This is a genomic window from Tepidimonas alkaliphilus, assembly GCF_007556595.1.
In the GTDB taxonomy this organism is placed as follows: domain Bacteria; phylum Pseudomonadota; class Gammaproteobacteria; order Burkholderiales; family Burkholderiaceae_C; genus Tepidimonas; species Tepidimonas alkaliphila.
In genome coordinates this window covers 87,879-103,864 of record NZ_VJNB01000004.1, presented here as the reverse complement: position 1 = coordinate 103,864, position 15,986 = coordinate 87,879, and the positions used below count along the sequence as shown (strand labels likewise).

The following is a 15,986-nucleotide window of genomic DNA, read 5'->3' as shown; positions in this document are numbered from 1 at the left end:
CCGACCCGCTCCTCAGCGCCGCGCCGCCAGCGCCGCCTGCACCCAGCGCACGATGTCGGCCTGGCCCATCGCGCCCGGCTGGCGCGCGACCTCGCGCCCGCCGCTGAACAGCGCCAGCGTCGGGATGCTGCGGATGCCGAAGCGCGCCGCCAGGCTCGGCTCGTCCTCGGTGTTGACCTTGGCCAGCCGCACGTGCGGCTCCAGCTGGCGCGCCGCGGCCTCGAAGTGCGGCGCCATCATGCGGCACGGCCCGCACCACGGCGCCCAGAAGTCCACCAGCACGGGCAGGTCGCTGCGCGTGACGTGCCGATCGAAGGCCGCCTCGTCCAGCGCCACCGGGTGGCCGGTGAACAGCGGCTGGTGGCAGCGGCCGCAGTCCGGCGCGCGGTCGAGCTGGTCGGCGCGCACGCGGTTGGTGGTGTGGCAATGGGGGCAGACGACGTGCAGGGTCTCGGCGGTCATGGCGGGGCTCTCCAACGGGTCACGAAAAGGGTTGATGCGCGCGGCGCGCCGCCTGGAATGCCGCCAACGCATCGAATCTGCCCAACAGATGGGGGCCAGATGGCCGACCTTCAAGGGATACCCACCCCTGTATCAGGCCAACCCCCGTGGACACCCCAGGCGGCAAGGGCAGCCGCCCAAGCCGCTAAATCCAGCGCGCGATCGCCGCGGCCAGCAGGCTCAGCAGCAGCGTGCTGGCCAGCGGGATGAACCACTCGCGCCCGAACAGGCGGAACTCGAAGTCCCCCGGCAGCCGCCCGAGCCCCAGCCGCTTCAGCCACGGCCACAGGCCGTTGATCAGCACCAGGGCCAGCAGCGTCACCAGCAGCCAGCGCAGCATCGTCCGCCCCCGCCCCGCTACAGCATGTGCGTGCGGTCACCCGCCGCGAAGCCGACCGGCACCCAGCCGCGGGCGCTGGCCGGCGGGGCAAACATGATCGCCTTAAACAGCTCGCCCATCTCGTGCTCGTGCACCAGCTTGGCGGCCATCGCGCGCTGCGCCAGCAGCGCCTCATCCAGCCCTTCCAGCAGGCCGGCATTGAGCAGGAAGCGCCCCTGACTGGTGTAGCCGAGCACCTCCAGCCCGGCCTCCTGCGCCGCCAGCGCGATGCCGGTGAAGTTGACGTGCGCGGTAATGTCTTTGGCGCCGACGTCGGCCAGCGGCTCGTCGTCGACGCGGTGCGCGCGGTGGCAGCGCAGCGTGCCGTGCGCGCGCTGCGGGTGGTAGTACTCGTGCTCCGGAAAGCCGTAGTCGATGAACAGCGCCGCGCCACGGCGCAGGTGCTGCGCCAGCGTGCGCACGAACGCCTCGGCCTGCGGGTGGATCTCGGTCAGGTAGTCGTGCGCGCCGTCGATCGCGCACGGCGGGCGCAGGTCGGTCGGGCGGTCATGCCAGACGAGCCGACCCGACGCCTCGTCCCACGCCACGCCGCGCTCGTGCCACACGCCGCCGGCGCGACGCAGCAGCTTGACCGGCATGGCGTCCAGCACCTCGTTGCCGAGCACCACGCCATCGATCGCGGGCGGCAGGCGGTCGTGCCAGCGCACCCGATCAGCCCACGGGGCCAGCCGCGCCTGCTGGCGCGCGCGCAGCGCGGCGGAGACTTCGATGATGTGGTAGCCCACGTCCGCGCGCCCCGCGGCATCCAGCGCCGCCAGCAGCTGCGCCGCCAGCGCGCCGCTGCCGGCGCCGAACTCCCACACCGCCGCGGTGCCGGTGGCCTGCAACGCCTGCGCCACCTGGCGCGCCAGCGTGGCGCCGAAGCGCGGACTCAGCTCCGGCGCGGTGACGAAGTCGCTGCCGTCGGCCGGCCCGCGCCCGACGATGCCACCGGCCCCGCCCGCGTAGTAGCCGCCCTGCGGGCTGTAGAGCGCCAGCGCCATGAAGCGGTCAAACGGCAGCCAGCCGCCCGCCTCGCGCAGCGCGGCGCGCACGGCGGGCAGGGCCGGGTCGGCCACAGATGTGGAGGGGTCGTTTATAGTCGTCGGCATGATATCCAGCGCGCATTCTGCACCGTCGCCGTCCGCTCAAACACCCTGGGCGCTGATCACGGGCGGCGCCGTGCGCCTCGGGCGCGAACTATGCTTGGCCTTTGCAGAAGCCGGCTGGGGCGTGATCATCCATTACCATCGCTCGCAGCAGGCAGCTGCCGCGCTGAGGCAAGACCTGCGCGCTCGCGGCGTGCCCGCCGAACAGGTGCGCGCGGACTTGGCCGATCCCGCGGCGGTGGACGCGCTGCTGCCCTTGCTGCCAGACGACGCGCGCGGCGGGCTGCAGTGCATCGTGCACAACGCCTCCGCGTTCGTCGAGGACGACGGCTGGAGCTACACCCCGGATGGCTTGCAGCGCCACCTGCAGACCAACCTGCTGGCGCCGCTGCGGCTGACGCAGGCGTTTGCCCTGCTGGTGCGGCAGCGCGCAGGCGGGGCGCACGCGCCCGCTGGCGAGCCTGCCTGCGTGGTGCACATCCTGGATCAGAAGGTGCACAACCTCAACCCGGACTATTTCACCTACACGCTGAGCAAGCTGGCGCTGGAGCGCGCCGTGGGTTTGCAGGCGCAAGCCTACGCTCCTTGGTTGCGCGTGTGCGGCGTATCGCCCGGTCTGAGCTACGTCAGCGGCCCCCAGACCGAAGATAACTTTGAGCGCGCGCGCCGGGTCAATCCGCTGCGCCGCCCCCTGAACCCTGCGGACGTGGCGCGCACCGTCGTGCACGTGGCACGCACGCCGGGCCTCAACGGCTGCGTCATCCCCGTGGACAACGGCCAGCATCGCCTTGGGCTGGCGCGCGACGTGATGTTCGCCGTGGATTTGGGCCTCGCCCCATGAACCCCTCGATCCTGTTGGCCTTTGCCGCGCTGCGGCCCGAGCTTGCCCGCCGGGCGCGCTTGCTGTCGCTGCGCGGCTTGACGCTGCCGGTGCGCATCGGCGTTCATGACTTTGAGCGCCGCGGTCCGCAGCGCCTGCGCATCGACGTCGATGTGTGCGTCGATTTGGCGCAGGCGCATGCGCGCCAAGATCGCCTCGACGCCACCTTTGACTACGACGCCATCCGCGACGCCATCCGCGCGCTGGCGGTCGAGCGGCACTTTGAGCTGCAGGAAACGCTGGGCGACGCGATCTTGGCCTGGTTGATGGCGCAGCCGGGCGTGCTGGCCGCGCGCGTGCGCACTGAAAAGCCCGACGTCTATCCGGATTGCGACGCCGTCGGCGTCGAGCGCCTTGCCTTCGCCGAGCCATGACGCCCCCGACCACGCAGCACAAAATCGGTCGCCAAGTGCTGACGTTAAGCGGCCTGCGCTTTCACGCCAACCTGGGCATCCTCGAGCACGAGCGCGAACGCCCGCAGCCGATTCAGGTGGACGCCGAGCTCAACCAGGGCTGGCAGCCGCTGCAGCCGCACGACGACGACATCCGCCACGTGCTCGACTACCGCAAGGTGCGCCAGATCATCATCGACGAGTGCACCGCCGAGCACGTCAACCTGCTGGAGACGCTGATTGGCAAGCTGGCCACGCGGCTGCTGCAGCTGCCCGGCGTCATCGGCGTGCGCGTGCGCATCGCCAAGCTGGAAATCTTTGACGACTGCGAGGTCGCCATCCGCATGGAATGCGGCCAGTGGTAGGCGCGTGCGCGCGGTTTGCGGGACAATGTCGGCTGATGAATGCAACGCCGCCCGACCGGCGCTCATCGTCGCGCCGTCGGCTCCGCGTGGATCGCCCCGATGGATGTCGCCTACGAAAACCAAAAGCTGGAAAAGCGCCTGTGCCGCCTGGTCGGCCAAGCCATCGCCGACTACCGCATGATCGAGGACGGCGACCGCGTCATGGTCTGCCTCTCCGGCGGCAAGGATAGCTATGCTCTGCTGGACATCCTGATGCGGCTGCAGCGGCGCGCGCCGGCGCGTTTTGAGCTGGTGGCGGTCAACCTTGACCAGCGGCAGCCCGGCTTTCCGGCTGACGTGCTGCCCAATTACCTCAAGGGCCTGGGCATCCCGTTTCACATCGAGACGCAGGACACCTACTCCATCGTCAAGCGCGTGGTGCCGCAGGGCAAGACGATGTGCAGCCTGTGCAGCCGGCTGCGCCGCGGCATCCTCTACCGCGTCGCGCGCGAGCTCGGCGCCACCAAGATCGCGCTGGGCCACCACCGCGACGACATCCTGCAGACGCTGCTGCTCAACATGTTTTTCGGCGCCAAGCTCAAAGGCATGCCGCCCAAGCTGGTCAGCGACAATGGCGAGCACGTCGTCATCCGCCCGCTGGCCTACGTGGCGGAAAAAGACTTGATCCGCTGGGCGCAGGTGCGGCAGTTTCCGATCATTCCCTGCAACCTGTGCGGCAGCCAGCAGCACCTGCAGCGCAAGCAGGTCGGCGACCTGCTGCGCGAGTGGGACCGGCGCTTCCCTGGCCGCGTGGCCAACATGCTCAAAGCGCTGCAAAACGTCGTGCCGAGCCACTTGATGGATCGGCAACTGTTTGACTTTGCCGCGGTGCGCGCCACCGGACGCCCGCAAGCCGAGGGCGACCTGGCGTTTGACGAGGAGGCGCTGCCAGCCTCAGAGCTGTCGGTCAATGGCCAGCAAGCCACTGAGGAGCACGTCCGATTGGCGCCGCGCGCGGTGGCGCTGACGCCTTCTGATTGACGGAATCGATCTGTTGGGGGAACCGGCCATGGCCCGTACCCGCATGTTGTGGCTGCTGAGCTTTGCCGTCGTGGCCGCGTGGCTGGCCGGCTGCGCCAGCACGCTGCGGCTGGAACACAGCGTGCAAAGCGTGGCGGCCTGGCCTGCCGCGACCCGGCCTGCGGCGGGGGATCGCTACCTGTTTGAACGCTTGCCGTCGCAGCGCAGCGGCCCCAGCGCGCGCGAACAAGATGAACTCGAGGCGCTGGCGGCTGAAGCGCTGGCCACCCACGGCCTGCAACGCGCCGACGCCGCGGCGGAGGCGGTGCCGTGGGGCGTGCAGCTGGTGGCTCGGTCGGTGCGCTACCCGTATGCGCCTTGGGATGCGCCTGAGCCTCGCCCCGGCTGGGCGCCGTATGGCCAAGTGCTGGTGGGCCGCGGCGTGGTCAGCTCGCTAGGGTTGCTGTGGCAGGTTCGTCCACCCTATTACGTGCGTGAGGTCACGCTGACGGTGCGCGACCGGCGCAGCGGCGAAGTGGTGTATGAAACCCGCGCCACCCAAGATGGCCCATGGGCGGACAGCCCGACGCTGTGGCGGGCACTGCTGCAGGCGGCGCTGGACGGCTTTCCACAGCCGCCCACCGGGCCGCGCCGCGTGGTCATCGAGCCGCCACGCTGACACGGCCATCCGCGCACAGGCAACGCGTCAGGCCGCCACCGCCCGCGCGTCGCTGAGCACCTTGCGCAGCGCGTCGGCCAGCTCTTTGGCGGCAAATTTGGCCACGTAGGCGTCGGCGCCGGCGCGTTGCACGTGGCGCTCGTTGGTGTCGCCGGTCAACGAGGAATGGATCACCACCGGAATTGAGCGCAGCGCCGGATCGGCCTTGATGTTGCGCGTCAGCGTAAAGCCATCCATCTCCGGCATCTCGAGGTCGCTGAGCACCACCGCCACGCGCTCGTGGATCGGCTGCCCCTTGGCGCGCGCATCGGCGGCGATTTCCTGCAACGCCGTCCAAGCTTCTTGGCCCGATTTGGTCATGATGAACGGCAGGCCCAGCGCCTTGAGCTCGGCCTCGATCATGCTGCGCGCGACAAAGGAGTCGTCCGCCGCCAACACCACGGCGCCGGGCTTGAGGCGCACCGCCGGCCCCACCTGATCCTGCTTGACCTCGACATGCTCGCTGGGCATGACCTTTTGCAGGATCGACTCCACATCCAAAATCTGCACCAGCCGCGTGCCACCTTGGCCGTCGTCGATGCGCGCGATGCTGGTCACCAGCCCGCGCGCCACCGAAGCGGTGTTGTCGGCTGCCAGGATTTGGTTCCAGTCCAGCCGCACGATGTCTTCCACCGCCTCGGCGGCAAAGCCCTGGGTGGAGCGGGCATACTCCGTGACCAGCATCAGGTTGAGGCCCGTTTCAGGCGTGCAGCCCACCACCGCCGGCAAATCGATCACCGGAATCACCTGCCCGCGCAGATTGACCATGCCCAGCACGTGCTGCGGCGCGCCGGCCATCGCGGTGATCTGCGGCATCGCCACAATCTCGCGGATTTTGAACACATTGATGCCAAACAGCTCCGACTGCTGCGTGCCGGGGGCGCGCCCCAGCCGGAACAGCAGCATTTCGAATTTGTTCGAACCGGTCAGGTTGGTGCGCTCATCAACCTCTTTTTGGAACGCGCTGCTCATGACGCCATCCTCTTTGCGGCCATCGTTGCGGCTTGGGCGTGCTTTCGTCACGCTTTACCATTCTAGGCTGAACCGCAGCCCCCTCCAACCCCCATGCAACTGACACGTCTGTTTGCCATTCGCCACGGCGAGACGGCCTGGAACCGCGAATCCCGCATCCAAGGTCAACTGGACATTCCCCTCAACGAAACCGGCCGCTGGCAAGCGCAGCGTGTGGCGCTGGCGCTGCGTCACGAGGCGCTGGCGGCCATTTACAGCAGCGACTTGAGCCGCGCGCGCGCCACCGCCGAGCCGCTGGCGCAGGCGCTGGGGCTGGCGGTGCAGACGCACGCCGGCCTGCGCGAGCGCTGCTTTGGCGTCTTCCAAGGCCACACCTGGACCGAGCTGGAGCAAACCCATCCAGAGGTGGTGCTGGCGTGGAAAAACCGCATCCCGGACTACGCCCCGCCTGGCGGCGAGTCGCTGCTGCAGCTGCGCGAGCGGGTAGAGGCCACATTCACCGAGCTGGCCGCGCGCCACCCGGGCCAGGCGATTGCCGTGGTGGCGCACGGCGGCGTGCTGGACATCCTTTATCGCACCGCCACCCGCATCGACTTGCAGGCTCCGCGCGCCTGGGCGATGGCCAACGCCGCCATCCACCGCCTGCTGTGGACCGCCGACAGCGGCTTTGCGCTGCTGTCGTGGGGCGACACGCGCCATTTGGAGGAAGCCGACGAGGCCGGCCCGCGTGACGAATCCGCCGCTGCCTAAGCGCGGCGTGGCCGCCTAGCGGCAACGCCCGACCGAGCCTGCCGCGCAACGGCGGCCATCCGTCCAGGTCGCGCCATCGAGCTTGGCGCCGTCCAAATCCGTGTTGACCATGCGCACGCGGCGCAGGTTGGCCTCACGCAAATCGGCACCGCTGGAGTCGCTGTTGGTCAGGCTGGCCCCTTCCAGATTGGCACCGCGCAAATCAGCCTGCGACAAATCGGCGTTGGTGAATTGCGCCCCCTGCAACTGGGCCCGCTGGAACGACGCCGACTGCGCTTGAGTGTTGACAAAACTGGCGCCGTTCAAGTTTTGGCCCTGAAACGACTGGCCCTGCAAGTCGGCGTTGACAAAGCGCCGCCCGGCGCCCGCCGACGCGCCTGCGGAGGCGGACTTGCCGGCGCCTGCATCCACCTTGATGCCGCCATGCGGGTCCACCTGCACGCCGGCGCCGCCGCCTTGCACTGAGACCCGACCCGACGGATCCACCACCACGCTTTGCGCCGCAACGCTCAGCCCCATACAAGCCATTCCTGTGGCCACCGCGTGGCGCACGATCGACCCCCGCATGCCTGCCTCCTTTCTGTGGTCATTGAGATGCCTGGAGAGCCGCCTGCAAGCCTAGCAGGCGGGCCCCTCTGCTGTGTGACGACCGAGCGGCATCGCAAGGCTTCACCGACCAGCGGGCAACTTGGCCCGACCCGCGGTCAGGACGGCGCGGCGTCGTCAAACAACTCGGCGTTGCGTCCGGACGGCGGCGCCACGCCCAGGTGGCGGTACGCCGCCAGCGTCGCGCAGCGGCCGCGCGGCGTGCGCTGCAGGTAGCCCTGCTGGATCAGGTAGGGTTCGATCACGTCCTCGATCGTGCCCGGCTCCTCGCCGATGCTGGCGGCGATGTTGTCCAGTCCCACCGGGCCGCCGTCGAACTTGTGGATCACCGCCTCCAGCAGCTTGCGGTCCATCAGGTCCAGCCCGATCGGGTCCACGTCCAGCATCGCCAGCGCGCGCTGTGCGATCTCGCGCGTGATGCGGCCCTGGCCCTTGACCTCGGCGTAGTCGCGCACGCGGCGCAGCAGCCGGTTGGCGATGCGCGGCGTGCCGCGCGAGCGCCGCGCGATCTCCAGCGCCCCCTCCGGCTCGATCGGCGCGCCCAGCAGTCCGGCCGAGCGCGTCACGATGCGCGCCAGTTCCTCCGGCGTGTAGAACTCCAGCCGCGCCACGATGCCGAAGCGGTCGCGCAGCGGGTTGGTCAGCATGCCGGCGCGCGTGGTGGCCCCCACCAGCGTGAACGGCTGCAGGTCCAGCTTGATCGAGCGCGCCGCCGGCCCCTCGCCGATCATGATGTCGATCTGGTAGTCCTCCAGCGCCGGGTAGAGGATCTCCTCCACCACCGGCGACAGGCGATGGATCTCGTCGATGAACAGCACGTCGTTGGGCTCGAGGTTGGTCAGCAGCGCCGCCAGGTCGCGCGGCTTTTCCAGCACCGGGCCGCTGGTCTGGCGCAGGTTGACGCCCAGCTCGTGCGCGATGATGTGCGACAGCGTCGTCTTGCCCAGCCCCGGCGGGCCGAACAGCAGCACGTGGTCCAGCGCCTCGCCGCGCTTTTTGGCCGCGCCGATGAAGATCTCCAGCTGCTCGCGCACCTTGGTCTGACCCACGTATTCGTGCAAGCCCTTGGGCCGCAACGCGCGCTCCAGCGCCTCCTCGCGGCTGGACTCGGGCGCTGCCGACACCAGCCGCTGCCGCGGCGCAAACGCAAAGTCGTCGGTCTCGATGGTCATGCCTGCCGCCCTCGTCTGCATCCGTGTGTCACTTGGCCAGCGCCTTCAGCGCCAGCTTGATCCCCTCGGCGACGCCGACGCCGGCGGGCAGCCCCTTGATCGCCGCGGCGGCCTCGCGCTCGCTGTAGCCCAACGCCAGCAGCGCCTGCTGGATGTCGGCCTGCGCGTCGTCGAGCGGCGCGCCGGCCGCCACTGGCCCCAGGTCGGGCGCCAGCCGCCCGCGCAGCTCCAGCAGCAGCCGCTCGGCGGTCTTCTTGCCGATGCCGGGGATCTTGATGAGGCGGCCGGCCTCCTGCGCCGCCACGGCCTGCGCCAGCTCCGCCACGCTCAGGCCCGACAGCACCGCCAGCGCGATGCGCGGGCCGACGCCGCCGATGCGGATCAGCTCGCGAAACGCCGCGCGCTCCGCCGCGGTGGCAAAGCCGTAGAGCAGCTGCGCGTCCTCGCGCACCACCAGGTGCGTCAGCAGCGCCACCGGCTGGCCCAGCGCCGGCAGGCCGTAGAAGGTGCTCATCGGCACCTCCACCTCGTAGCCGACGCCGCCGCAATCCACCAGGATCTGCGGCGGCTGCTTGTCGATCAACGTGCCTGAGAGTTTGCCTATCATTGCCTTACCTTGCGCCGCCGCGCGCCCGTCCGCCGTCCAGGCGTCCAGGCGCTGCGGGCCGGCGCCCTCGCCAGCCCACTTTGCCGGGGATTATCCGCTTTGATCTTGCGCCACGCCTTTCCATCCGCTGACGCCAGCCGCCTGGCGCACGTCTGCGGGCCGCTGGACGCGCACCTGCGCGCCATCGAGGCGGCGCTGCAGGTGCGCATCACGCACCGCTTCGGCCACTTTCGCGTTGAGGGGCGCAAGGCCGCCGCCACGCAGGCGCTGGAGGTGCTGCAGGCTTTGTATGAAATCGCGCGCGACCCCGTGCCAGCCGAGACGGTGCAGCTGATGCTGGCCGGCGACGGCCCGCCGCCGCAGGCCGACCCGGCCGCGCCGGTGCTGCAGACGCGCCGCGGCGCGATCCGCGGCCGCACCACCAACCAGGCACGCTACCTGGCCGCCATCGCCCAGCACGACATCACGTTCGGCATCGGCCCCGCGGGCACCGGCAAGACGTATCTGGCGGTGGCGTGCGCGGTCGATGCGTTGCAGCGCAGCGCCGTGCAGCGGCTGGTGCTGACGCGCCCGGCGGTGGAGGCCGGCGAGCGGCTCGGCTTCCTGCCCGGCGATCTGGCGGCCAAGGTCGATCCCTACCTGCGCCCGCTGTTCGATGCGCTCTACGACCTGATGGGCTTGGAGGCGGTGCAGAAGGCGCTGGAGCGCCAACAGATCGAGATCGCGCCGCTGGCCTTCATGCGCGGGCGCACGCTCAACCACGCCTTTGTGATCCTGGATGAGGCGCAGAACACCACGCCGGAGCAGATGAAGATGTTTCTGACGCGCATCGGCTTTGGCTCCAAGGCCGTGGTCACCGGCGACGTCAGCCAGATCGACCTGCCGCGCTCGCAGCTGTCGGGCTTGATCGACGCCGAGCGCGTGCTGCGGCGCGTGCCGGGGATTGCGTTTGCGCGGCTGACCAGCGCCGATGTGGTGCGCCACCCGCTGGTGGCGCGCATCGTGGAAGCTTACGAGGCGCGCCCCGCCCCCACCCACCCCTGAAAGCCCCGCCGATGCCCAAGCCTCTGCCCGCGCTGGCCCTGTCGCTGCAGTTCGCCCGCTTTGACGGCGTGGAGGCGCACCGCGCCGCGCTGCCGCGCCATGCGGTGGCGCGCTGGCTGCGCCATGCGCTGCAGCGCCCGGCGGAGCTGACCGTGCGCATCGTCGACGCCGAGGAGGGCCGCAGCCTCAACCGCACCTGGCGGCACAAGGACTACGCCACCAACGTGCTGACCTTCGACTACCAGGCTGAGCCGGTGGTGCTGGCCGACCTGGTGCTGTGCGCGCCGGTGGTGGCGCGCGAGGCCGCCGAGCAGGGCAAGACGCTGCAGGCGCACTACGCGCACCTGCTGGTGCACGGGGCGCTGCACGCGCAGGGCTGGGACCACGAGCGCGGCGAGGCCGAGGCCGAGGCGATGGAGGCGCGCGAGATCGCCATCCTGGCGCGGCTGGGCTTTGCCAACCCTTATGTCGCGCGGGGTTAAGCCGTTCGGCTGACGCGCCCTGCGCTGCGGCGCGTGAGCGCTCAACCGAGGGATGGGCGCCCCGGCGGCGGGCAAGCGGCATCGAACACGGTTTCAGTGTCGTTGGGCAACACCTGGATGGTGGCGCGCACGCCCGGCACCGCCTCCATCAGCGCCTGCTCCACTTGCTGGCGCAGCTCGGCGGCACGCCGCAGGGTCCACTGCGGCGGAGCGTGCAGGTGGACATCGACATAGCAGCGCTGCCCGGCTTGGCGGGTGTGCAGGTGATCAAACCGCAGCAGGGCGCCTTCGGCTTGGGCGCGCTGCAAAAAGTCGGCCAGCACCGCCTCGATGGCCGCGCGCACCTGCGGCTCCACGGCGCGGTCCATCAGCCCCTGGCTGGCTTGCCACACCAGCCGCCCGCCTTCGCGGGCGATGTTGGCGGCCACCAGCAACGCCACCATCGGATCGAGCCAACCCCAACCCGTGGCGGCCACCAGCATCAACCCGACGATCACCCCGGCCGAGGTCCACACATCGGTCAGCAGATGACGCGCATCGCCCTCCAGCGCCTGCGAGCGGTGCACGCGCGCGGCGCGCAGCATCACCGCCGCCAGCACGCCATTGAGCGCCGAGCTCAGCACCGACAGCCCCAGTCCCCAATCCAGCCGCTGCAATGGCTGCGGTTGCAGCAGCCGGTGCAGCGCGGCCCAGCCGATGCCCAACGCCGCGGCGATGATCAGCAGCCCCTCAAAGCCCGCGGAAAAATATTCGGCTTTGTGGTGGCCGTAAGGGTGTTCGGCATCGGCGGGCTGCGCCGCCAGGGTCACCATCCACAGGCCGAAGGTCGCCCCGGCCAGATTGACGATCGACTCCAGGGCATCGGACAGCAGCCCCACCGAGTCGGTGATCCACCAGGCCGCGGTTTTTAGCACGATGGTGGCCAGCGCCACCGCCACCGAGGCCGCCAGCAGCCGCTGCGGCGTCAGGCGCGACCATAGATCCACGACGCGCTCCTGGGCATCAGGCCAACGTCACGCGGGCAAACTTGCGCTTGCCGATCTGCACCACGTAGGTGCCCGCCGGCAGTTTCAGGCCTTTGTCGGTCACCACGCTGCCATCCACCCGCACGCCGCCGCCGTCGATCAGCCGGTTGGCCTCGCTGGTGGACGGCGCAAGACCCGCTTGCTTCAGCAGCACGCCGATGCCCAGCGGCGCGCCGCCCAGGCGCACCTCCGGGATCTCGTCCGGCACGCCGCCGCGCGCGCGCAGGTGGAAATCCTCTTCGGCGCGCGCCGCCGCCGCCGCGCCGTGGAAGCGCGCGGTGATCTCGCGCGCCAGCTCCAGCTTGACTTCCTTGGGGTTGCGGCCTTGTTGCACCTGGGCGCGCAGCGCGGCGATCTCGGCTTCGCTGCGAAAGGACAGCAGCGTAAACCAGCGCCACATCAGCTCGTCGCTGATCGAGAGCACCTTGGCGAACATGGTGTTGGCATCCTCGGTGATGCCGATGTAGTTGCCCTTGGACTTGGACATTTTCTCGACGCCGTCCAGGCCCTCCAGCAGCGGCATCGTCAGGATGCACTGCGGCTCCTGCCCATACTCCGCTTGCAGGTGACGGCCCATCAGCAAATTGAACTTTTGATCGGTGCCGCCCAATTCGAGGTCGCTTTTCAGCGCCACCGAGTCGTAGCCCTGCATCAGCGGATAGAGAAACTCGTGGATCGAGATCGGCGTGCCGGCGCGGAAACGCTTGGTGAAGTCCTCGCGCTCCATCATGCGCGCCACGGTGTATTTGGCCGCCAGCTCGATCATGCCGCGCGCGCCCAGCGCATCGCTCCACTCGCTGTTGTAGCGGATCTCGGTGCGGGCCGGATCCAGCACCAGGCTGGCCTGCTGGTAGTAGGTCTCGGCGTTGGCCTTGATCTGCTGCGGCGTCAGCGGCGGGCGCGTGGTGTTGCGCCCGGACGGATCGCCGATCAGGCTGGTGAAGTCGCCGATCAAAAAGATCACCGTGTGCCCCAGATCCTGCAGCTGCCGCAGCTTGTTGAGCACCACGGTGTGGCCGAGGTGAATGTCCGGCGCGGTGGGGTCCAGCCCCAGCTTGATGCGCAGCGGCTGGCCCGTGGCTTCGCTGCGGCGCAGCTTGCGCACCCAGTCGGCCACCGGCAACAGCTCCTCGCAGCCGCGCAGCGTCACCGCCAGCGCGTGCCGCACGGCCTCCGACGCCCCTTGCAACGCTTCGGCAACCGCCGCATCGGCGGCCAAGACGCTTGATCGATCCATGAGGGTTAACCCGAATGACGCCCGCTCAAGGCCAGCTATACTTGCCCCGTTTTGCGCCGGATGCCTCATCGGCGGCGCCGCCAGCCCGAAGGCATCCGATTGTAGTCGGCGCCCGCAAGCCGTCCGTTGCGCGAGCGGCTGCGCCGTCGGCCTCGTTGACTGCCTGCTGCACTGGCAGGTGGTGAAGAGGCGTTGGAGATTCCAAGCGCATGAAAGCAACACTGGATGGGGTCACCCATTGGCTGCGACGCCACCCCCGGCGAGCCATGGCCGCCTTGGCGGCGCTGTTGATGGGAACCGCCGTCACCGCGTTCGGCACCGGTCCGCTGGATGCCGCCATCGACCGCCTGCCGTCGAAGCAAGTCACCGAAGCGCTGACCCTGGCCCCCACGCCCAAGGCTGACGCCGACGCGCCGTTCGTGCTCTACCGCACCGACATCACGCGCCGGGACGACACGCTGGCCACGCTGCTGCAGCGCTTGGGCGTGCACGACCGGGCGGCGGAAGCGTTCTTGCGCCAAGACGCCCGTGCATCTCAACTCTGGCGCGGCCAGCCCGGCAAGCGCGTCAGCGTCGAGGTCAACGACGAAGGTCAGCTGTTGCGGTTGCGCGCGCGTTGGCTACCGAAAAGCGAGGCTCCTCAAGTCGAAGAATTGGTGGTGGAGCGCCGCGGCGAGCGGTTCGACGCCCGGCTGGATCGCGTCGCGCCGCTGACCACGGTGCGCCTGGCCAGCGGGGTCATCCGCAGCTCGCTGTTCGCCGCCACCGATGCCGCCGGTCTTCCCGACAGCGTCGCCTCGCAACTGGCCGATTTGCTGGCCGGCGAGATCGACTTCCGACGCGACCTGCGGGTCGGCGACCGCTTTGAAGTGGTCTATGAAGCGCTGGAAGCGGACGGCGAGGTGCTGCGCTGGGGTCGGCTGCTGGCCGCGCGCTTCGTCAACGACGGGCGCGAGCACGGCTTGGTGTGGTTTGAGCCGCCTGGCGGCGGACGCGGCGCCTACTACAACTTCCGCGGCGAAAGCTTGGCGCGCGCGTTTCTGGCGTCGCCGCTGGCCTTCACACGCGTCAGCTCCGGCTATGGGATGCGGTTCCACCCCGTGTATGGCGACCGCCGCGCCCACCTGGGGGTTGATTACGCCGCCCCGACGGGCACCCCGGTGCGCAGCGTGGCCGACGCGGTGGTGACGTTTGCCGGCTGGCAGCGCGGCTACGGCAACGTCGTCATCCTGCAGCACAAGGGCGACCGGCAGACTCTGTATGCGCACTTGAGCCGGATCGACGTGCGCAAAGGCCAGCGCGTGCAGCAAGGCCAAACTTTGGGTGCCGTGGGAGCCACCGGCACCGCCACCGGCCCGCATTTGCACTTTGAGTACATCGTCGGCGGACGCCACCGCGATCCGCTGACGATCGCGCGCGACAACCCTGGCGGCGAGCCGTTGGAGGCGCGCTGGCGGCCTGCCTTCGCGCAGGTCGCCGCCGCGATGCAAAGCCAGCTGGATGCCGCGCGCTGGCTGGTGCAGGCCAGCGCAGAGTAAACCGCCCCACGCCACGCACGGGCATGCGCGTCATCGGGTTGATGTCCGGCACGTCGCTGGATGGCGTCGATGGCGTGCTGGCTTCGTTCGACGAAAGCGGTGGCGCCGGGCGGGCCTTGGCGCATGCGCACCGACCCATGCCTGCCGCGTTGCGCAGCGAGCTGCTGGCGCTGCAAACCCCCGGGCCGGATGAGCTGCATCGCAGCCAGCAAGCCGCCGCGGCGTTGGCCGACCTCTACGCGGACGTGGTGGCCGACTTGCTCAACGCCACGGGCTTGACCGCCAAGGACGTGGCCGCCCTCGGCGCGCACGGCCAGACCGTGCGCCACTGCCCCCCCGGCCACCCGGCGCTGCGCGACGGCGAAGCCCCCTACACCGTGCAGCTGCTGGATGCAGCGCGGCTGGCGGAGCGCACCGGGCTGCCGGTCGTCGCCGACCTGCGCAGCCGCGATGTGGCCGCTGGCGGGCAGGGCGCGCCGCTGGTGCCCGCCTTCCATCGCGCCGCCTTCGGCGTACCGGCTCAGGCGGTGGCGGTGGTCAACATCGGCGGCATCGCCAACGCCACGCTGCTGCGCGCCGACGGCCAGGTGCGTGGCTTCGACACCGGCCCCGGCAACGTGCTGCTGGATGGCTGGTACCAGCGCCACACCGGCCAGCCGTTCGACGCCGACGGCGCTTGGGGCCGGCAGGGCGCAGTGGACGAGGCGCTGCTGCGCGCGCTGCTGGCCGACCCGTGGTTGCAGCGGCGCGGCGCGCGCAGCACCGGACGCGATCGCTACAACCTCAACTGGCTGGACGGCATCCTGGCGCAGCATCCGCAGCTTGCCCCGGTCAACGTGCAAGCGACCCTGGCCGCCTTTACTGTGGAGACGGTGGCGCGCGCGCTGCTGGACGGCGACTGGGGCGAGGCCGGCCCGGGCAGCCTGCAGCGCGTGCTGGTGTGCGGCGGCGGGGCACGCAACCGCCAGCTGATGAACGGCCTGAGCGAGCGGCTATGGCCGGTGCCAGTGGAGCCGACCGATCTGCACGGCTGGCCTGCCGAGCAAGTGGAGGCGGCGGCGTTCGCCTGGCTGGCGGCGCAGCACCTGCGCGGCCACCCCGGCAACGTGCCGGAGGTCACCGGGGCGGCGGGACCGCGCATCCTCGGGGCGCTCTATCCCGCCTGATCCGCGCCCCCCTGATTCAGCGCCGCCGCGCCAGCCACGGCGGC

The 15,986-nt window shown here is 70.1% G+C and carries 19 protein-coding genes; 10 read left to right on the top strand and 9 right to left on the bottom strand.

The window, feature by feature from the left end; all coding sequences use genetic code 11:
* Nucleotides 1-12 precede the first annotated feature (12 nt).
* The 3 genes from trxC to Talka_RS05310 all read right to left on the bottom strand — a co-directional run bounded on the left by trxC (nt 13) and on the right by Talka_RS05310 (nt 1,992).
* Complete coding sequence (gene trxC, locus Talka_RS05320; protein WP_143890085.1) at nt 13-462, bottom strand: thioredoxin TrxC; 450 nt, start codon at nt 460-462, stop codon at nt 13-15.
* Nucleotides 463-646: 184 nt separating this feature from the next.
* Nucleotides 647-841, bottom strand: coding sequence for a DUF2905 family protein (locus Talka_RS05315; RefSeq protein ID WP_143890084.1), 195 nt, complete (start codon nt 839-841; stop codon nt 647-649).
* Nucleotides 842-858: 17 nt separating this feature from the next.
* Nucleotides 859-1,992, bottom strand: a complete 1,134-nt coding sequence (locus Talka_RS05310) for a class I SAM-dependent methyltransferase (RefSeq protein ID WP_143890083.1) — start codon at nt 1,990-1,992, stop codon at nt 859-861.
* Between Talka_RS05310 and Talka_RS05305 the strand changes: the two genes are divergently transcribed.
* The 5 genes from Talka_RS05305 to Talka_RS05285 all read left to right on the top strand — a co-directional run bounded on the left by Talka_RS05305 (nt 1,991) and on the right by Talka_RS05285 (nt 5,304).
* Entirely contained in the window at nt 1,991-2,830 is an 840-nt protein-coding gene (locus Talka_RS05305) for an SDR family oxidoreductase (protein ID WP_143890082.1), read from the top strand. The two genes, Talka_RS05310 and Talka_RS05305, sit on opposite strands and share 2 nt — an antisense overlap.
* Entirely contained in the window at nt 2,827-3,243 is a 417-nt protein-coding gene (locus tag Talka_RS05300; protein WP_143890081.1) for a dihydroneopterin aldolase, read from the top strand. The genes Talka_RS05305 and Talka_RS05300 overlap by 4 nt, the downstream gene beginning before the upstream one ends.
* A complete protein-coding gene (locus Talka_RS05295) occupies nt 3,240-3,626 on the top strand; it encodes a dihydroneopterin aldolase (RefSeq protein ID WP_143890080.1) in 387 nt (128 codons plus the stop codon). Before Talka_RS05300 ends, Talka_RS05295 begins: the two co-directional genes overlap by 4 nt.
* 99 nt (nt 3,627-3,725) lie before the next feature.
* The gene (gene ttcA / locus Talka_RS05290; protein ID WP_143890079.1) at nt 3,726-4,646 is read left to right on the top strand and encodes a tRNA 2-thiocytidine(32) synthetase TtcA; all 921 of its coding nucleotides are present in this window, start codon (nt 3,726-3,728) and stop codon (nt 4,644-4,646) included.
* Between the two features lie 28 nt (nt 4,647-4,674).
* On the top strand, nt 4,675-5,304 hold the full coding sequence (locus Talka_RS05285; protein ID WP_143890078.1) for a DUF4136 domain-containing protein: 630 nt from the start codon (nt 4,675-4,677) through the stop codon (nt 5,302-5,304).
* Between the two features lie 27 nt (nt 5,305-5,331).
* On the opposite strand, the gene Talka_RS05280 is transcribed toward Talka_RS05285, so the two are convergent.
* A complete protein-coding gene (locus Talka_RS05280) occupies nt 5,332-6,315 on the bottom strand; it encodes a chemotaxis protein (RefSeq protein ID WP_143890077.1) in 984 nt (327 codons plus the stop codon).
* 93 nt (nt 6,316-6,408) lie between these two features.
* Between Talka_RS05280 and Talka_RS05275 the strand changes: the two genes are divergently transcribed.
* Nucleotides 6,409-7,065, top strand: a complete 657-nt coding sequence (locus Talka_RS05275; protein WP_143890076.1) for a histidine phosphatase family protein — start codon at nt 6,409-6,411, stop codon at nt 7,063-7,065.
* A gap of 15 nt (nt 7,066-7,080) precedes the next feature.
* Here the strand turns inward: Talka_RS05275 and Talka_RS05270 are convergent, their stop codons facing one another.
* The 3 genes from Talka_RS05270 to ruvA all read right to left on the bottom strand — a co-directional run bounded on the left by Talka_RS05270 (nt 7,081) and on the right by ruvA (nt 9,450).
* Nucleotides 7,081-7,632 carry a pentapeptide repeat-containing protein gene (locus tag Talka_RS05270; RefSeq protein ID WP_143890075.1) on the bottom strand — a complete coding sequence of 184 codons (552 nt, stop codon included), beginning with the start codon at nt 7,630-7,632 and terminating at the stop codon, nt 7,081-7,083.
* A 137-nt stretch (nt 7,633-7,769) separates the two neighbouring features.
* A complete protein-coding gene (ruvB, locus tag Talka_RS05265) occupies nt 7,770-8,843 on the bottom strand; it encodes a Holliday junction branch migration DNA helicase RuvB (protein ID WP_143890074.1) in 1,074 nt (357 codons plus the stop codon).
* 28 nt (nt 8,844-8,871) lie between these two features.
* Complete coding sequence (ruvA, locus tag Talka_RS05260; RefSeq protein ID WP_143890073.1) at nt 8,872-9,450, bottom strand: Holliday junction branch migration protein RuvA; 579 nt, start codon at nt 9,448-9,450, stop codon at nt 8,872-8,874.
* 99 nt (nt 9,451-9,549) lie between these two features.
* Here ruvA and Talka_RS05255 point away from each other — a divergent pair, with 99 nt between their 5' ends.
* Nucleotides 9,550-10,494: a PhoH family protein gene (locus Talka_RS05255; RefSeq protein ID WP_143890072.1), complete on the top strand. Its 945-nt coding sequence runs from the start codon at nt 9,550-9,552 to the stop codon at nt 10,492-10,494.
* A gap of 11 nt (nt 10,495-10,505) precedes the next feature.
* The gene (gene ybeY / locus Talka_RS05250; RefSeq protein WP_143890071.1) at nt 10,506-10,976 is read left to right on the top strand and encodes an rRNA maturation RNase YbeY; all 471 of its coding nucleotides are present in this window, start codon (nt 10,506-10,508) and stop codon (nt 10,974-10,976) included.
* A 41-nt stretch (nt 10,977-11,017) separates the two neighbouring features.
* Here the strand turns inward: ybeY and Talka_RS05245 are convergent, their stop codons facing one another.
* Both Talka_RS05245 and tyrS read right to left on the bottom strand, forming a co-directional pair.
* Entirely contained in the window at nt 11,018-11,962 is a 945-nt protein-coding gene (locus tag Talka_RS05245) for a cation diffusion facilitator family transporter (protein WP_143890070.1), read from the bottom strand.
* A 16-nt stretch (nt 11,963-11,978) separates the two neighbouring features.
* Nucleotides 11,979-13,238 carry a tyrosine--tRNA ligase gene (tyrS, locus tag Talka_RS05240; protein ID WP_143890069.1) on the bottom strand — a complete coding sequence of 420 codons (1,260 nt, stop codon included), beginning with the start codon at nt 13,236-13,238 and terminating at the stop codon, nt 11,979-11,981.
* A 209-nt stretch (nt 13,239-13,447) separates the two neighbouring features.
* Here tyrS and Talka_RS05235 point away from each other — a divergent pair, with 209 nt between their 5' ends.
* Complete coding sequence (locus Talka_RS05235; RefSeq protein ID WP_143890068.1) at nt 13,448-14,776, top strand: M23 family metallopeptidase; 1,329 nt, start codon at nt 13,448-13,450, stop codon at nt 14,774-14,776.
* Between the two features lie 23 nt (nt 14,777-14,799).
* Nucleotides 14,800-15,942: an anhydro-N-acetylmuramic acid kinase gene (locus Talka_RS05230; RefSeq protein WP_143890067.1), complete on the top strand. Its 1,143-nt coding sequence runs from the start codon at nt 14,800-14,802 to the stop codon at nt 15,940-15,942.
* Nucleotides 15,943-15,986: the final 44 nt, after the last annotated feature.